Genomic DNA, 14,669 nt, shown 5'->3' with positions numbered 1-14,669 from the left:
ACAGCCATGCCCAACGATTTTCTTTCTACCGCTATTGAAACGGCACTGGAAGCTGGAGATTTTCTTCGGCGTCATTTCGAAACGGATATAAAAATTTCTGAAAAGTTCTCTCATGATATTAAGATTGAACTTGATAATCTTGCCCAAGAAAAAATTATTGCCTCCATTCTAAAAGATTATCCTGAACATCAAATTATTGGCGAAGAAGGATCCATAGGTTCTAAAGATTCTGAAATATGTTGGATTGTCGATCCCCTTGATGGCACGGTGAACTTTACTTATGGAATCCCCCATTTTTGTATTTCCATAGCTGTTCAAAAAAGAGGGAAAACCATTGCTGGCGTCATTTACGATCCAATTAGAGAAGAACTTTTCACGGCAAGTGAACCTGGTTATCCAAAACTCAACGGAAAAGTAATTAAATCCAGTCAAAGGTCTTTTCTTTCAGAATCGGTTGGAGTGATCGGTTTTTCTCGGACAAAAGAAACCATTGCTAAAGCCACAGACCTTTTTTTTAATCTCGTTCCAAAAGTCAGAAAAATCCGATTTACAGGATCGGCTGCCCTAGACCTCGCTTATGTAGCTTGTGGAAGATTGGATTTTTACATTGAGCAACAAATTCAAATTTGGGATATTGCTGCAGGCATTCTGCTCGTAGAAAAGTCTGGAGGCAAAATTACGACAAAACCTATTATTGAAGGAAAAACTTTTTCCCTCAAAGCAACTAATGGATCATTGAATCTCGATTTTGTAACTTTTGATTAACCTGGTTTTCTATGTCTCCACAAATTGCATGCATGCTGAGTATGCAGCTACTTTTTTTGCTTTTATGCTTTAAGACATTTGGAGGTATTCCTTTCAAAGAAGACACACAATTTAGTGTTCTGCAAATCATCCATGGTGAAGGCTATCCACCCAGAAAACAAAGAGTATTTGTTGACGACAAGAAGATGAGGCTAGAGCTGCTGGAAGGAGAAAAGGAAAATATCATGATTTACAGATCCGATCTAGGTGTCATTTATAGCCTCATGCCCAATCGAAAACTTTGTTTTGTCATCCCATATTCACAAGAACTGAAAGAGAAAGACCCTATTACTTCTAACACCCTGAACAATATTACTCCAGAAGGAACAGAAACTCTAAATGAGATCGTTTGCGATAAATTTGATGTGGTTGGTTCTTTTGGAAAAGCTTTCCTTTGGATTAGTAAAGAAAATCGCTCGCCCATCCGTCTTAGCAGCGAAGATGGGAAAAATGTTGTAGACTGGATTAATTACCAAAAAGGTCCACAACCTCCAGAACTGTTCGAACCACCCAAAGGCTATCAAATCATCGATATGAGCAAAAACATTCCTAAAAAATCTACTTCATCTGCTCCCCCTAACCTGTCCCATTAGATTTCTACGCCCATATCCTTACCCTGAATCCTTAAAAAAAATATAAGCAGAGAGCCCTTTAGAACGAATTACTCATTCAAGGCAAAACTATACACAAAAAAGCATGCAGCAATCTTTTACTCAGCAGCAGAGAGGCCTTTTTCTTCTTATTGGTCTCTTCGAGAGAGACGAATAGCAAGCATTTTATTGACAAATTCGATAGCTATAAAAACACTCAAGCAAATTATAAAGAATTGCACGATGGCATTTATGAAAAGCCCATAATGAATAGCTACTTCAGGAATGGTTTCCCCAAAAGCGTCCTTTCGTATGGGGACTAAGACTAACTGGAGATTTTTAAAATCGACTCCCCCTATAAGTACTCCAAGTGGAGGCATGATAATGTCGTTAACAAGAGAACTCACAATTTGATTAAAAGCTGTCCCGAAAACAACCCCCACAGCCATATCTATAGCATTGCCTTTGAAAGCGAATTCTTTAAACTCTTTCAAAAAGCTTTGCATAAATCTTTTTTATTCTTTGGGCTTACTCTATAGCTAAATCTTTCTAGAAATCTTCTCTAATGCTTCTTTTAATATTTTTTGAAGCACTTTCTTATCAACTTTTTCTAAAGCAAAAGGGTTATCTTCTTTTTCTCCGTTTAAGAGAAACAGCAACTTTTGACAGGCATGAGCAATAATGGATTGATGATCAAAAGCTAGGATGGGTAATTGATTCAATGGGAAAAAACAGGCATTTTTGGCATCATCCCCAGCAGTTGGCTTGAGATTCTCAAAAGGCATCACTAATAAAAAGGCTATACTAATAACCCTGCCGCGAGGATCTCTGCCAGGCTTTCCAAATGCACCAATCTGAACCAACTGTGGGGCGTTTATGTTTGTTTCTTCCTTAAGTTCCCGTATGGCTGCTTCTTCCAAATCCTCATTTTCCTCAACAAAACCTCCTGGCAAAGCCCACATGCCTTGAAAAGGTGGATTTTGCCTTTGAATAAGTAGCAGATGCAAGGTATCAGGCATAAATCCGATGACAACACAGTCTGTTGTCAGTGCAAATCGAGGTATTTCTGGACGCAGCCCAATGTGTTGTATCCGGGAAGACGAATCTATTAGGGGCATTCTACAATGTGCCCTTCTCCTCACGCTTCATCAAGGAGATTTTGCTTTGGTCAAAAGGTTTTGCATAGACATTTAATGAGCACCCAACCCCTCACCACAACCATTAGCTCGGAGAGACCTACTTCCTGCCACCATTAGGGTCTACATAGACATGTTGTTAGCGGGACTACGCTTTCAATCTAGTTTTCTTCGAAAATCATCTCTAGCCTCTCATGCATTACTCTATTTTCATAAATAACCAATGGCTAGAAGTTGTTTTTTTTAGATGGATCAGTGCATATTTTCCTCTTAATCTTTTTCCGTGAAGAACAAAAAGAATTTTATCCTTTCCCCATTCTACCGGCTCATATTCTCCCTGATCCCATATAGTTACTGTTCCGGCTCCATATTCTCCTTGAGGAATGATCCCTTCAAATCCAATATAATCCAGTGGATGGTCTTCTACTTGAATCGCTAGCCTTTTTTCACCAGGCAATGGTAAACTTTTTGGAATTGCCCAGCTTTTCAGCACTCCATCCTTTTCTAGTCTCAAATCATAATGATGCCGGCGCGCATAATGCTCCTGGATAACAAATCTATTCATTTATCTATTTTATCGAAATAAAGTTATATGAGCACTGATCTTTGCTTTTTATTCCTAAAAACCTTGACTTTTGTCGCTCTTCTTCTATTAATTTGCGGAATGAAAAACCTATTTAAATTAAGTTCAATTCTTTTTGTTTCCCTCTCTTTAATTTCTGCTTCTTCTTTGTTTGCATCACAGTCCATAGAAATTGCAAAAAAGAAAGTCAAATGTGGCTGTGAAGATAAGTGTGCAAAGAAAGAGGATTGTGCGGTACACAAGGGAAAAGATTGTGACTGCTCATAGCATTCTAGCACTCTGGCCTTCAATCCAGAAATAAGGAAGCCTCTAGAGAGGATCTAGCAACATATTTGTTGCCATTTCAACATTTAAGGATCGGGAAAATTATATCCGATCCTTAAATGTTTTTTGGCTTTTTTTACCTGGAATGAACGGATTGGGAATGCAATCCTGATCTCTTATCTTTTCAAATATTGTTCTGAAGCGCACGTCCAGACGTCTTCTAGCATCTACGCCTAATGATAGGCAGCCGGTAGTTTCATCCTTTTATCCACCAGTACTAAACTGGACTGAGTCTCGAGAGATTCCCTTAGGCTTCAGATTACAAAGGAATAGATACAAAGCTTCCAAAAAATCTTCTTCCTATTATTTTTTGGCTTCTTTTGTCGTTTGAATGGCTATTTTGGTTATGCCCTGTTTTCTAATCAAATCTAACACAGCCGTTACTTTTTCAAATGTTGCCTTGCAGTCACCATTTAGAAAAACTCTTGGATCTGCGTCTTGAGTTTTTAATTCCATAATTTTTGCTGGTAAAGTTTCTATGGAAACTTGATCTTTATTAAAATAAATGTCTCCTTTATCAGTGATAGTAATGGTTGTTTCTTTTTCTTTCCTTTCGATAGAAGATGAACTTTTTGCAAATGGCAAATTGACGGTTTGACCCTCATTTTTAATCATTGCTAAGGAAACCATCATAAATGTGGCTAGCAAAAAAAACATCACATCAATAAAAGGAATGATTTCTAGTCTAGGTCTTTTTCTTCTAGGAGATACTATTTGCATATTTCAACGTGCAAGTACGATAGCAACTTATTGTCTTTATGGCAACACCGAAGAACTCGATTGAATTTTGGAATTGGACATTCCTTCCAAAGAAGAAGGATTTCCAATGGTATGTCTGCTAGCTGTCCCCTCTGCCTCTATCTGGCCTTTTAAAAGCAAAACAAGACGCGTAGAAGCTTCTTCTATTCTTCTTCTAGCTCTATCCATTCGAGCACTGAAAAAATTTAAAGGAATGATAGCTACAATGGCTACGGCAAGACCAAAGCTAACAGCAATCAAAGACTCTGCCACACCTCCCGTAATAGCGGCTTGTTTTCCCGCAATTTCTCCAGAGCCTACAATACTAAAAGCATGCATCATCCCAGTAACTGTTCCTAAAAGCCCCAATAACGGCCCTAGAGTCACTGCTGTATCAAGAACAACGAGTCCCTTATTAAATCTTTCCAGCTGCTCGCTTGCAGCATCAAGCAGAGCATCTTCTAAGGCACCATCTTTATGCTTTAACCCTTCTTGCAAGACTTTGAGCACATAATCTTTACTTTTTTCAGCTATAGTTAACGCCTCTTCATACCTTCCCTGCCCAACAAGTTCTAGGAATTTCGTCACTAGCTTTCGTTTTCTATTACGAGCTATTTCTATCAGAAAAAGCAATCTCTCGAATATGACAGCAAGAGTTATAACGGATAGGGCCAGAATTGGCCACATGATTGGTCCGCCTTTTAAAAAAAATTGAATCATAAGCAATTAAATAATTGTAAAAAAAATAGAAGAAATGTTCTTAAGAAAAATACAGTTTTATAAAATAAATCAAGTCTTTTCTATCGTATTCCACCAAATCCCTGCCCAAAAGCCCATATTATTTAATACAGAATCAATAGACGATTTTACTATAATTAATAATAAGGTTCCGAAGCAAGCAAAAAAAGATTAACGGAAAAATAGAGAAGAGAAGAGGAAGGCTCAAGTGAGAAGGGTTTTACGAGAGAACGCTGGGAAAGCCCACACTTTTAAGAGTGGATGAGAGGCGGCTTCATTCAGTTGGAAATGTCTAAGGGTTGTGGTATAATACCTGGCCGTAGGGCTGGACCGGTCCGAACTAACGCCTCTGGAGAAGGAGACCGCTGCACGGATACTGGGGAGTAACCCTGCTATTCGTGTAAGTTTCCTTCGGTGAAAGAGGAATCCCACGCTTTTAAAGGTGGGAGGAGGTCACGCTTAGGAACCAAAACTACATAGCCACCACGACAGCGGGAAGAGGGAAAGCTTTTCTTTGCAGGATATGACTCTACGACTGGCTTCTTCTTAATACCACAACGCTTTCTCCCACCTCTCTTCTAACAAAAATAGAAAAAGTGGGAAGAAAGGTCAGAAACAGGGGAGGAGAAAGGGAATGGCGGGATGCCTAAGCTTTCAAGTCAAACAGGAATTTATAGAGAAGATAGAGCATGGGCCAGTTCCGGAGTTTTAGGTCCTGCTTTAGATGATTAAAAATGTTTAAAAATTCCTTTACGGTTCTTTTCAGGAAAGACGGTTATTTATCTTTATCTTTCTTGCTAGATATAGATACAAAAGGAGAAAGTCAAAAGCCAAGAATTGTCAAAGACGAAGTGCTGGATTTTCAGGATAGAAAATAAGTTCACCCTATCCAACGCCTAACAAAATGAAAATCGATCTCAAAGTGAAAACAGACACAAAGAACAAAGAGGCTGCCTCCTTAAAAGGCTCTTGCTGAAAGAAGGAAAGAAAAAAATTCAGTAAAAAAACAAAAAAGCTACTTGCCTAAGAAGATTAGAAAAAGAGAAACTACTAGACTCTTTCATTAATTCGACTAGCAAACTTTAATTCTTCGATTTTTTTTATTTCCCGCTCACTGTTTTGCTTAAGAAAAGCTCATTTATTGCAGCCAAATAAAACTATTAGGTATTTCTTTTGTTAATAGAAACAAACATGGTTTTCTCTTATCGGTTTTTCAAAAACAACAAAAAGACCGACAAGGCTACCTATTTTCTGCCAAGGATAATGCCAATAGCAATACCCACCAATAATGAAATTCCTATCGATTGGTAAGGATTTTTTCGAATAATTTCATCTGTATTTTTCGCTCTTTCTTTTGCTTTATCGACAAGCCAATCTTCTGAATTACTTAAGTAGTCTCTTAAAGAATTTAATTTGGTGTTTAGCCTGTCAATGGCATCCTTTGTTTTTTCTCCAATATCACCCGCAGTCGTTTTGAGGAGAATATCAGCATCATGAAGTACAGCTTTGATATCGTTAACTAATTTTTCCCTGGTTACAAATTCATTCATCATTTTTCTCCTGTTCTAATTGTTGTGAAAAAAACAATAGCACATTCCAAGGCAAATTGACAAGGTTTCGCATATAAATTGCTTGGTATTATTGTTACTTTTTAAAACATTTTCTTTGTTTCCTGACTTGTGACAGGCTCTTTTCCAGGTTAGATCTCCTTTTACTCATTAAGCAATACTATTGTATAGTCTTAGCTGCTGTGACACCCCCAAATTGTAAGAAGAAAATATGCTGGTAGCCATATCTCACAAGCTTCTGGCTGTTACCAGCATAAAATCGACTACAAGCTGGAGAAGCACCAAAGAAAAATTCTTAGAGTTATTCGCAAGCACTATGTACTGCTCTTCCAGGCGCACTTTTTAGAGCGAGTTATATCAGCGGATAAAATCGTCTATCCTTGTATGAATAAAGCTTTTTAGAGTATTCAGCTTAGCGGTTCTTGTTGTTATTTCTACTGCCGACTCAAATGGTCAGAATACCTTCTGATAGCATTGGAAATGTAAAGCGAATATCAATCTTGATAGCTTTATAATCCTGTTCCTAGAAACACACTCAGGACTTACTTACGCCTGATCCAAATTCATTCTTTTGACATGGTTTTGGACCAAGATGACCTGGGATTGCCAAGACCGTTTCGTTCTCCGAGGGAGCAGGCTGTAACCTGCATCTCGCCGTATCCATTACAACCGACATGATTCCGGTGCCTAAAGTCCTCCGCCTCGGAAAATTCCCTCTCATCAGGATTCCAATCGGCCGGTTGGCAGTTGTTACTCCAATAGAATTGTAAGGAGCCGGTTCCGCGGTGTCCACGAAAGAATCTCCCAATCTCCGATCCTTTTTTTGAGGTGGTATGCGCCAACCCTATCCGCATAGCTCATATGCCCACCATGACGGCACACAAACCTATCCCCCTAGCAGTTCTTCGGATGGACATACCCACACTGGGGACAAAGCCCGAGAGCTATAGGCTGGATAGATTTTCTTCAGACAGGAACCTTCCGCAGGCACCAACAATTCGATTCGCTCTTGATGCACACAGCTTGCACATTGGTAGGATACGCCTGGAAAGTTCTTTACTTGGAGCTTTTCCCATATATATGTAGATCCTCAAAAAACAAGTACTGAAGGTCTTCGTAATGTAAGAAGAGGATTTAGGCTTGTATTTATCCACCACCCTAATTCCGCCTGTCCCTTGCGCAACCGAAATGGTCGCTTTTTATCCCCCAGGTTATGCTTGCGGATTTTCCTTACATTGTTGGTGCTTATTGGATTACGCCACAGGCGTCTTTACACCCTGCTACTTTTAACATCAATTTATAGAGGATGTGCGGGCATATCCTAAGCACTTTTTTGCTGTTAGAAACTTAAGATACCAAGCAGTACCTACGTCCGCTGCGGTAGGTTGCATTTCCACTACCTTTCCATTTTTCGCTTCGTTCTTCGCATCCTGGTAATATTCCAGCGATGTTCCGCTTGTCTTAGCAATCGCATCGGTGCTTGCAGGAGGGTTCGACGCGCCTTATCATTCCCGCCCGTCATCATGGCGGCAACAACCAACCCGATAAACGCTAACCCCAGTCCAATCAATCTCCTCGCAACCACTTTCTTGCATTTATCATTCATTGTCTTTTTTTTGGCGAATAGCGGTTCGCCATGCATTTATAACCAGATTGGCATCATAATACCAATAACTAGTCATTACGCTCTTTTTTGGCCTAAGGTATTGGTTTACCTCTCTGGTGGCGGAGGACTTGCTAACGAACTGAATACCTTAAAAAGAAGGGGGACATGCTCGTTACATTCCTGTTAATCAGTGATCGCTTAAAAACTAAGGAAAACCAGAGGAGGGGCAGTATAGCCTTCTTTCCCGCACTTTACCCAAAGGGATAAATATTGCTTTAATTGCTAGCTTTTGAGAGCTTATTCAGCTTGCTTACAACCGAAAGCTATTTTTAAATGCGAGCCTTTTCAGCAACCGTTTGGGATTGGCTAATGGAATGCTTTTCAAGGTATATAAAGATAACTGGATAAATGATCAACTCCAATAAGGCAGAGGTGATGACTCCCCCAACCATGGGAGCGGCGATCCGTTTCATCACATCCGCCCCTGTTTCTTGACTCCATAAAATAGGTAGAAGGCCAAAAAGAATTGCACAAACAGTCATTATTTTGGGCCTTATTCTTCCTGCTGCCCCTTCCTTAACGGCATCTAAAAGATCGGCCATCGATCCCATTTTCCCCGTTTTCTTTGCTTCCATGAAAGCATGATCAAGATAAAGTAGCATAATCACACCGGTTTCCGCATCGATTCCCGCTAGAGCAATCAAACCAACAGCAACTGCTACACTCAAATTATAATTAAGGATATAAAGGAACCAAAACGCTCCCACTAGAGAAAAAGGAAAAGCAAGAAGCACTATAAGAGTTTTCTTTAAAGAATGGGTATTAAAATAGATCAAGACAAAAATGATAAACAAAGTCAACGGAATAAGCAGGGAAAATTTAGCTTTGGCTCGAAGAAAATATTCATAAGAACCGGCCCATTCGATGTAATAACCGGGTGGGAAGGAGATCGTTGTCCCAATTTTTTGTCCGGCCTTTTTAATATATCCCACTAAATCCTTCGCAGGCGTATCAACAAAAACAAAATTCACCAGTTGTGCATTTTCACTTCTAACAAGTGGGGGACCTTGTCTATAGCGAATGTCTGTCACTTCACTTAAGGGAATTTGTGAGGAAGCAATAGCCATTGTCGGATTACCAGACATTTGTTTCTGTAGCGAGGCTTGAGGTGGCAGCGGAACAAGAATCCTTGAAAGAGAAGCCACGTCTTTTCTAAAATCTCTATGGTATCTAACATTTACAGGGTATCGTTCTCTCCCTTCGATGGTGGTAGTCACCGTGTTCCCTCCAATGGCTCCCTCTATTGTTTGGTTAACGTCTTCGACAGTCAGTCCATAACGGGCCAGTTTATCTCGGCGCACAATGATATCGATATAATTTCCTCCCTCAATTCTTTCTGCATAGGCACTCCTTGTTTCAGGCATCTCTAGCAAGACTTTTTCGATTTTTTCTCCAAGCCTATTCAACTCCTCAAGATCCTTACCAAAGATTTTAATCCCCAAAACGGAGCGAAACCCTGTGGTCAGCATTTGAATTCGTGTTTGAATAGGCATCCAGAACACATTCGCCACCCCAGGGAAATGGAGTTTCTGATTCATTTCAGCAATCAACTTATCCCAATTCATTCCTTTTCTCCATTGATCTTTAGGTTTTAAATTGATGATCGTTTCAGTCATCGAAAGAGGAGCCGGATCGGTGGCAGTATCTGCCTGTCCTGATTTGCCAAAAACCGATTCCACTTCTGGAAATGTCATTAGATAACGATCCTGAAGATTGAGAAACCTCTCCGCTTCAGAAATACTTATTCCAGGAACGGCTGTCGGCATATAAAGGATTGTTCCTTCGTTTAAAGGAGGCATGAACTCCGCGCCCAGTCTGGATAATGGATAATAAGTAGAGAGAAGTATTAGCAGAGCAAGAACCAAAACAATAACTCTATGTTTAAGAGCTTGTTCAAGAACAGGCTTATAGAGAAAAAAAAGGAACCGGTTGATAGGATTTTTTTGTTCAGGAATGATTTTCCCTCGGATAAAGTAGTTCATGAGAGCTGGAACAAGTGTGATAGAGAGGAGGGAAGCAAAAAACATGGAGAAAGTTTTTGTAAAAGCAAGTGGCTTAAATAATCTGCCTTCTTGAGCCTCCAAAGCAAAGATTGGCAGAAAGGAAACGGTAATAACAAGAAGAGAGAAAAAAAGGGGTCTGCCTACATTTTGCGAGGCTTTCAGTAGCAACTCTTTTCGGATGTTCCCCTTGGGATCATTGCCGGTCAATATCCTATATTCTTCAAGCGAACGATGCGCATTCTCCACCATGATGATGGCTGCATCAATCATGGCTCCTATGGCAATGGCTATGCCACCCAAAGACATGATATTAGCTGTCAGATGGAAACTAGAAAAAGGGATAAAAGACAAGATAACAGCTGCTGGCAACATAAAAATAGGAATTAATGAGCTACGCAAATGCCATAGAAAAACAACACAGACGGCACTGACGATAAGGCATTCTTCAAAAAGCTTTTTTTTCAATGTTTCAATCGATTTGTAAATTAGTTCGGATCGATCATACACAGGCACCAATTTGACCCCTTGGGGGAAAGAAGGTTCTAGACTCTTAATTTTTTTCTTTATTCCATTGATCACTTGGAGTGCATTCTCACCATATCGCATGATGACTATGCCTCCGACAGCTTCTCCAATGCCGTTATAATCAGTGACTCCAAAACGAATATCTCCTCCAATCGTCAAGTCTCCCAACTGATTCACCACAACAGGAAAACCCTGCCTATCCCTTTTAACGACCACCTGGCTGATATCTTCTAAATTCCTGAAATACCCCTTGCCTCGTATATAAAATTCGACTGTAGAAACCTCTAGGCTTTTCCCTCCCACATCTTGATTACTCTTCTGTATTGCCTGAACAACCTCATCAAAACGGATCCCATAGGCCAAAAGCTTGTTAGGATCGATATTTACTTGATATTGTCTAACATACCCACCAAAACTGGCTATTTCCGAAACTCCATGAACAGAAGAGAGAGCATACCGTAATGTCCAATCCTGAAAAGAACGGAGCTCAGAGAGCGTATGCTTGCCCGATGTATCTAGGAGAACATACTCATAAACCCAGCCCACTCCCGTCGCATCGGGACCTAATGTCGGATTGACATTAGCGGGAAGAGATGATCGAACCGAGTTCAGATATTCAAGAACTCGCGATCTTGCCCAGTAAAGATCTGTTCCATCTTCGAAAATTACATAGACAAAAGACTTCCCAAACATCGACTCTCCCCTTACGAATTTGACTTTCGGAGCAGAAATAAAACGAGTTGAAATCGGATAGGTTATCTGATCTTCAACAAGAGTAGGGCTTCTCCCAGGCCATTCGGTATAAACAATCACTTGAACGTCGGAAAGATCAGGTATGGCATCAAGAGGCACGTGCGCAACAGAATAAAGACCCAGACAAAGGCTAAAGAAAACAAAGAGGAGAACCACAAATGGATTTTCTCCACTCCAATGAATAATCCGGCTGATCATTGATATTTACATGCCTGGCATCCCATGCATATGGGAATGAGGTATTCCATGCATATGGGAAGGAGGCATCTGTTGAGGTTCTTGCTTCTCTCCTGAATCTTTTTTCTCTTTCATGGGATAATGATCGCTACTCCATATTTTTAAGGCTCCCTGAACCCTGGCTTCTGCATCGATCAAAAAATTGGCTCCACTGACCACTCGATCCCCCTCTTTTACCCCCCCTCGGACAATATAATAGCCTTCTATTTTATCTCCAATTTCCACAAATTTTGGCTCCAAGTGGCCTCCCCCATGGTCGAGAAAAACTACGTAGCGTTCTCCTGTGGGGATCACCGCATCTTCAGCTACAGCAAGCCTAGTGCCAAAATCTATTGTTGTTTTAAAATCAGCGTACATCCCTGGATGCAGAATGTGATGTGGGTTAGGCAGAACAACCCTCACCTGCAATCGGCGAGTCTCTTCAGCAAAATGGGGTTGGATAAAATCGATTTTGGCTTCGAATGTTTTTTCTGGCAAAGCAGGGAAGCTTATCTGACAAGGAAGACCAATTGCAATATATCGAGCCTGATCTTCTGGTAGTTCAGCCAAAATCCACACATCTTGTAGACCAACGATCTTGAGTAAGGACTGGCCGGCTGTAAAATACATCCCTTCATAAACATTTTTTTCATGGATATGCCCCTCTATGGGAGAACGGAGCTCAAACGTTCCACGAATACCCTTTGCTGTTCGCACATCGTTGACAGACATCGACCAAGCATATTTTTCAAGCTCCCTTATTTGATCCTCATTAAGATCCCAAACACGCAGTCTAGCACGAATGTGATAAAATTGTTGATCGAGCAGTATCGGATTATCTTTTTTTACTAAAAGGCTCCTCCGCCATGCTCTATAAGCCTTTATATAATCCATCTGCGCCTGAACCCAATCCTGGCTTAATATAGTTGCCAGTGTTTCCCCCTTGGAAAAATGCTTGCCTACATAGTTGGCATATAATTTGATAATATACCCATTGCCCGCCTTGACATTAATATCGTAAATTTTTGACTCGTTGATTGAAACAATGGCTGGTGCCTTAATTTCAAGTTTTAACTTTCGGACTTGTACCTCCTCGGTCCTTACTCCAATAGCCTGAAGCCTTTCTGGAGGAATAAAAAAGGGAGAGGCTTCCGGGGTTTCTTTTGGAATCTTTTGCTCAGCTTTTGTTTCAAAACTGGAAGCATAAACGGGCACTAGGTCCATCGAACAAATAGGGCATTTTCCAGGAGTTTTTGATTTGACGCTGGGGTGCATCGTGCAAGTATAATAAAGAATGTCTCCCTTTTTTTCTTCTGCTTGAATAGTGCGGAGAAAAAACCAAAAAAAGAAAGGAAGGATGCCAAAGAAAAATAAGAAATTCTGCAAGCCTTTTCTTTTGCCCATGACCAAGAATGTCTTACTGTACAACAACTATTTTCTCAAACTAAGTAATTATTCTTTACAAATATTCTTTACAAATCATTGTCCCCAAACATTCCCTTTTCCCTGCTTGAAATGGAAAGAGGAGGGCCAATAATTTCAGCTAAGATCACCACCTTTCTTAAATTACTGGTCTCTTTGAGAAGGGCCACCAGCTCTTTTTTAGAAATCCCTTTTTCCATTGGTTTCTTTTCCTCGTATGAAAAAATATCCCAGTCCTCTTTTTTCCCCAATATCTCCTTTGGGAGGGGTGCTTCTTTCAGGGATGTTATTTCTTTCGCTGGAAAAATAACAGGCAACTCTTTTTCTAAGGGGAGGGGTATTGATTCCTTGATACTCTCTTCCTTTGTTGCCATAGAAGTGGAGTGTTTTTCCTCCGGTGGCTGCTTCTCTTTTTCCCAAGGAAAAGGAACACGGCTAGAGGAAGTCTTACTTTTCCTCCCTCTTCTCAATCCATAGAACACCTGTAAAGCGACAAGAAGGAGAAAAAAGAGGAAAGGGACGAAGTCTTTCATAAGCAGTTTGAGAAGTAGTCTGTTAAGGGGGAGTTGTAGAAGATGTTTCACCTGAAATACTAGCCCGCATTTGGGTATCTGCTTGAATGTTACGCAACCTATAATAATCCATCACTCCAAGATAGCCTTTTTTAAAAGCTTCAGAAATGGCTAAGGGGATCTGAGACTCAGCTTCCACCACTTTGGCTCTCATCTCTTCGACTTTAGCCTTCATTTCCTGTTCTAGAGCTACAGCGGCCGCTCTTCTGACTTCTGCTTTCGCCTGTGCTACCCTTTTATCTGCTTCTGCCTGCTCAGCTTGAAGTTTTGCTCCTACATTATCTCCTATGATCACTTCAGCAATATCTATCGATAAAATCTCAAAAGCTGTACCTGAATCCAATCCTTTCTGAAGCACTATCTTCGATATCCGATCAGGATGTTCTAATACTTCCTTGTACGTATTAGCCATTCCTATGGTCGTCACTATGCCCTCTCCTACTCGAGCAATAATGGTTTCTTCGGTCGCTCCTCCTACAAATCTTTCCAAATTTGTTCTAACGGTCACTCTTGCTTTGGCTTTTACTGTTATTCCGTCCTTAGCTACCCCTGCAATGTAGGTTGGCCCTCCAACTTGAAAAGGACAATCGATTACTTTAGGATTAACGCTTGTGCGAACAGCCTCAAATACACTTTTCCCGGTTCCTATGGTTGCCAGATCAATGGCACAGGCTCTGTTGAATGTTAAGGGGATCCCCGCCCTATCCGCTGCTACCAATGCTCGTACGACATGCTCCACATTACCACCTGCCAAATAATGGGATTCTAATTGAGCTGTGGAAATAGATAGACCAGAACGGACTGCGGTGATTCTTGTGTTAACAATCAACGAGGGAGGAATTCCTCTAAGTCTCATGGCAACGAGATTCAGTAAGCTGACAGCAGCTCCTGTAATCATTGCCTTTACCCATAATCCAATAAAATTGAATAGGATTGCTGCAACAATCAGCAGAACAATGAGTAAAAAGACAATCAAAATCCAGCTAATCACAAAATCCCCTTGTTTATTGTTTAACAGGCTTAGTATCATT

General features: G+C 40.5%; 13 protein-coding genes. 2 read left to right on the top strand and 11 right to left on the bottom strand.

Features of this window, described 5'->3' with window-relative positions:
• Window positions 1–6 precede the first annotated feature (6 nt).
• Both QOL44_RS00525 and QOL44_RS00520 read left to right on the top strand, forming a co-directional pair.
• The gene (locus tag QOL44_RS00525; protein ID WP_009058043.1) at window positions 7–765 is read left to right on the top strand and encodes an inositol monophosphatase family protein; all 759 of its coding nucleotides are present in this window, start codon (window positions 7–9) and stop codon (window positions 763–765) included.
• A 41-nt stretch (window positions 766–806) separates the two neighbouring features.
• Window positions 807–1,397 (top strand): hypothetical protein, encoded by a 591-nt coding sequence (locus tag QOL44_RS00520; RefSeq protein ID WP_228343183.1) that lies wholly within the window; start codon window positions 807–809, stop codon window positions 1,395–1,397.
• 146 nt (window positions 1,398–1,543) lie between these two features.
• Here QOL44_RS00520 and mscL read toward each other — a convergent pair whose 3' ends face one another.
• The 11 genes from mscL to floA form a co-directional block, all read right to left on the bottom strand.
• Window positions 1,544–1,900: a large conductance mechanosensitive channel protein MscL gene (gene mscL, locus QOL44_RS00515; protein ID WP_009058041.1), complete on the bottom strand. Its 357-nt coding sequence runs from the start codon at window positions 1,898–1,900 to the stop codon at window positions 1,544–1,546.
• 33 nt (window positions 1,901–1,933) lie between these two features.
• Window positions 1,934–2,413: an NUDIX domain-containing protein gene (locus tag QOL44_RS00510; protein ID WP_134373027.1), complete on the bottom strand. Its 480-nt coding sequence runs from the start codon at window positions 2,411–2,413 to the stop codon at window positions 1,934–1,936.
• Window positions 2,414–2,729: 316 nt separating this feature from the next.
• Window positions 2,730–3,095: a DNA polymerase ligase N-terminal domain-containing protein gene (locus tag QOL44_RS00505; RefSeq protein ID WP_009058039.1), complete on the bottom strand. Its 366-nt coding sequence runs from the start codon at window positions 3,093–3,095 to the stop codon at window positions 2,730–2,732.
• A gap of 645 nt (window positions 3,096–3,740) precedes the next feature.
• Window positions 3,741–4,157, bottom strand: a complete 417-nt coding sequence (locus QOL44_RS00500; RefSeq protein WP_009058037.1) for an ExbD/TolR family protein — start codon at window positions 4,155–4,157, stop codon at window positions 3,741–3,743.
• 36 nt (window positions 4,158–4,193) lie between these two features.
• Complete coding sequence (locus tag QOL44_RS00495; RefSeq protein ID WP_009058035.1) at window positions 4,194–4,895, bottom strand: MotA/TolQ/ExbB proton channel family protein; 702 nt, start codon at window positions 4,893–4,895, stop codon at window positions 4,194–4,196.
• Window positions 4,896–6,157: 1,262 nt separating this feature from the next.
• Window positions 6,158–6,466: a DUF883 family protein gene (locus tag QOL44_RS00490; RefSeq protein WP_045086430.1), complete on the bottom strand. Its 309-nt coding sequence runs from the start codon at window positions 6,464–6,466 to the stop codon at window positions 6,158–6,160.
• A 1,411-nt stretch (window positions 6,467–7,877) separates the two neighbouring features.
• A complete protein-coding gene (locus QOL44_RS00485) occupies window positions 7,878–8,087 on the bottom strand; it encodes a hypothetical protein (protein WP_045086432.1) in 210 nt (69 codons plus the stop codon).
• A gap of 329 nt (window positions 8,088–8,416) precedes the next feature.
• Window positions 8,417–11,626: an efflux RND transporter permease subunit gene (locus QOL44_RS00480; RefSeq protein ID WP_009058029.1), complete on the bottom strand. Its 3,210-nt coding sequence runs from the start codon at window positions 11,624–11,626 to the stop codon at window positions 8,417–8,419.
• A 6-nt stretch (window positions 11,627–11,632) separates the two neighbouring features.
• Window positions 11,633–13,048 carry an efflux RND transporter periplasmic adaptor subunit gene (locus tag QOL44_RS00475; protein ID WP_009058026.1) on the bottom strand — a complete coding sequence of 472 codons (1,416 nt, stop codon included), beginning with the start codon at window positions 13,046–13,048 and terminating at the stop codon, window positions 11,633–11,635.
• 68 nt (window positions 13,049–13,116) lie between these two features.
• A complete protein-coding gene (locus tag QOL44_RS00470) occupies window positions 13,117–13,650 on the bottom strand; it encodes a hypothetical protein (RefSeq protein WP_009058024.1) in 534 nt (177 codons plus the stop codon).
• Window positions 13,622–14,668 carry a flotillin-like protein FloA gene (floA, locus tag QOL44_RS00465; RefSeq protein ID WP_009058021.1) on the bottom strand — a complete coding sequence of 349 codons (1,047 nt, stop codon included), beginning with the start codon at window positions 14,666–14,668 and terminating at the stop codon, window positions 13,622–13,624. The genes QOL44_RS00470 and floA overlap by 29 nt, the downstream gene beginning before the upstream one ends.
• Window position 14,669 lies beyond the last annotated feature (1 nt).

Source organism: Candidatus Methylacidiphilum fumarolicum, from assembly GCF_949774925.1.
GTDB classification, from domain to species: Bacteria; Verrucomicrobiota; Verrucomicrobiia; order Methylacidiphilales; family Methylacidiphilaceae; genus Methylacidiphilum; species Methylacidiphilum fumarolicum.
The sequence above is the reverse complement of the archived record's forward strand: the minus strand, read 5'-3'. Positions and strand labels throughout refer to the sequence as shown.

Coding starts and splice junctions, on each gene's coding strand:
- QOL44_RS00525 (WP_009058043.1), top strand. CDS start 7: ATGCCCAACGATTTTCTTTCTACCGCTATTGAAACGGCACTGGAAGCT.
- QOL44_RS00520 (WP_228343183.1), top strand. CDS start 807: ATGCAGCTACTTTTTTTGCTTTTATGCTTTAAGACATTTGGAGGTATT.
- mscL (WP_009058041.1), bottom strand. CDS start 1,900: ATGCAAAGCTTTTTGAAAGAGTTTAAAGAATTCGCTTTCAAAGGCAAT.
- QOL44_RS00510 (WP_134373027.1), bottom strand. CDS start 2,413: ATGCCTGATACCTTGCATCTGCTACTTATTCAAAGGCAAAATCCACCT.
- QOL44_RS00505 (WP_009058039.1), bottom strand. CDS start 3,095: ATGAATAGATTTGTTATCCAGGAGCATTATGCGCGCCGGCATCATTAT.
- QOL44_RS00500 (WP_009058037.1), bottom strand. CDS start 4,157: ATGCAAATAGTATCTCCTAGAAGAAAAAGACCTAGACTAGAAATCATT.
- QOL44_RS00495 (WP_009058035.1), bottom strand. CDS start 4,895: ATGATTCAATTTTTTTTAAAAGGCGGACCAATCATGTGGCCAATTCTG.
- QOL44_RS00490 (WP_045086430.1), bottom strand. CDS start 6,466: ATGATGAATGAATTTGTAACCAGGGAAAAATTAGTTAACGATATCAAA.
- QOL44_RS00485 (WP_045086432.1), bottom strand. CDS start 8,087: ATGAATGATAAATGCAAGAAAGTGGTTGCGAGGAGATTGATTGGACTG.
- QOL44_RS00480 (WP_009058029.1), bottom strand. CDS start 11,626: ATGATCAGCCGGATTATTCATTGGAGTGGAGAAAATCCATTTGTGGTT.
- QOL44_RS00475 (WP_009058026.1), bottom strand. CDS start 13,048: ATGGGCAAAAGAAAAGGCTTGCAGAATTTCTTATTTTTCTTTGGCATC.
- floA (WP_009058021.1), bottom strand. CDS start 14,668: ATGATACTAAGCCTGTTAAACAATAAACAAGGGGATTTTGTGATTAGC.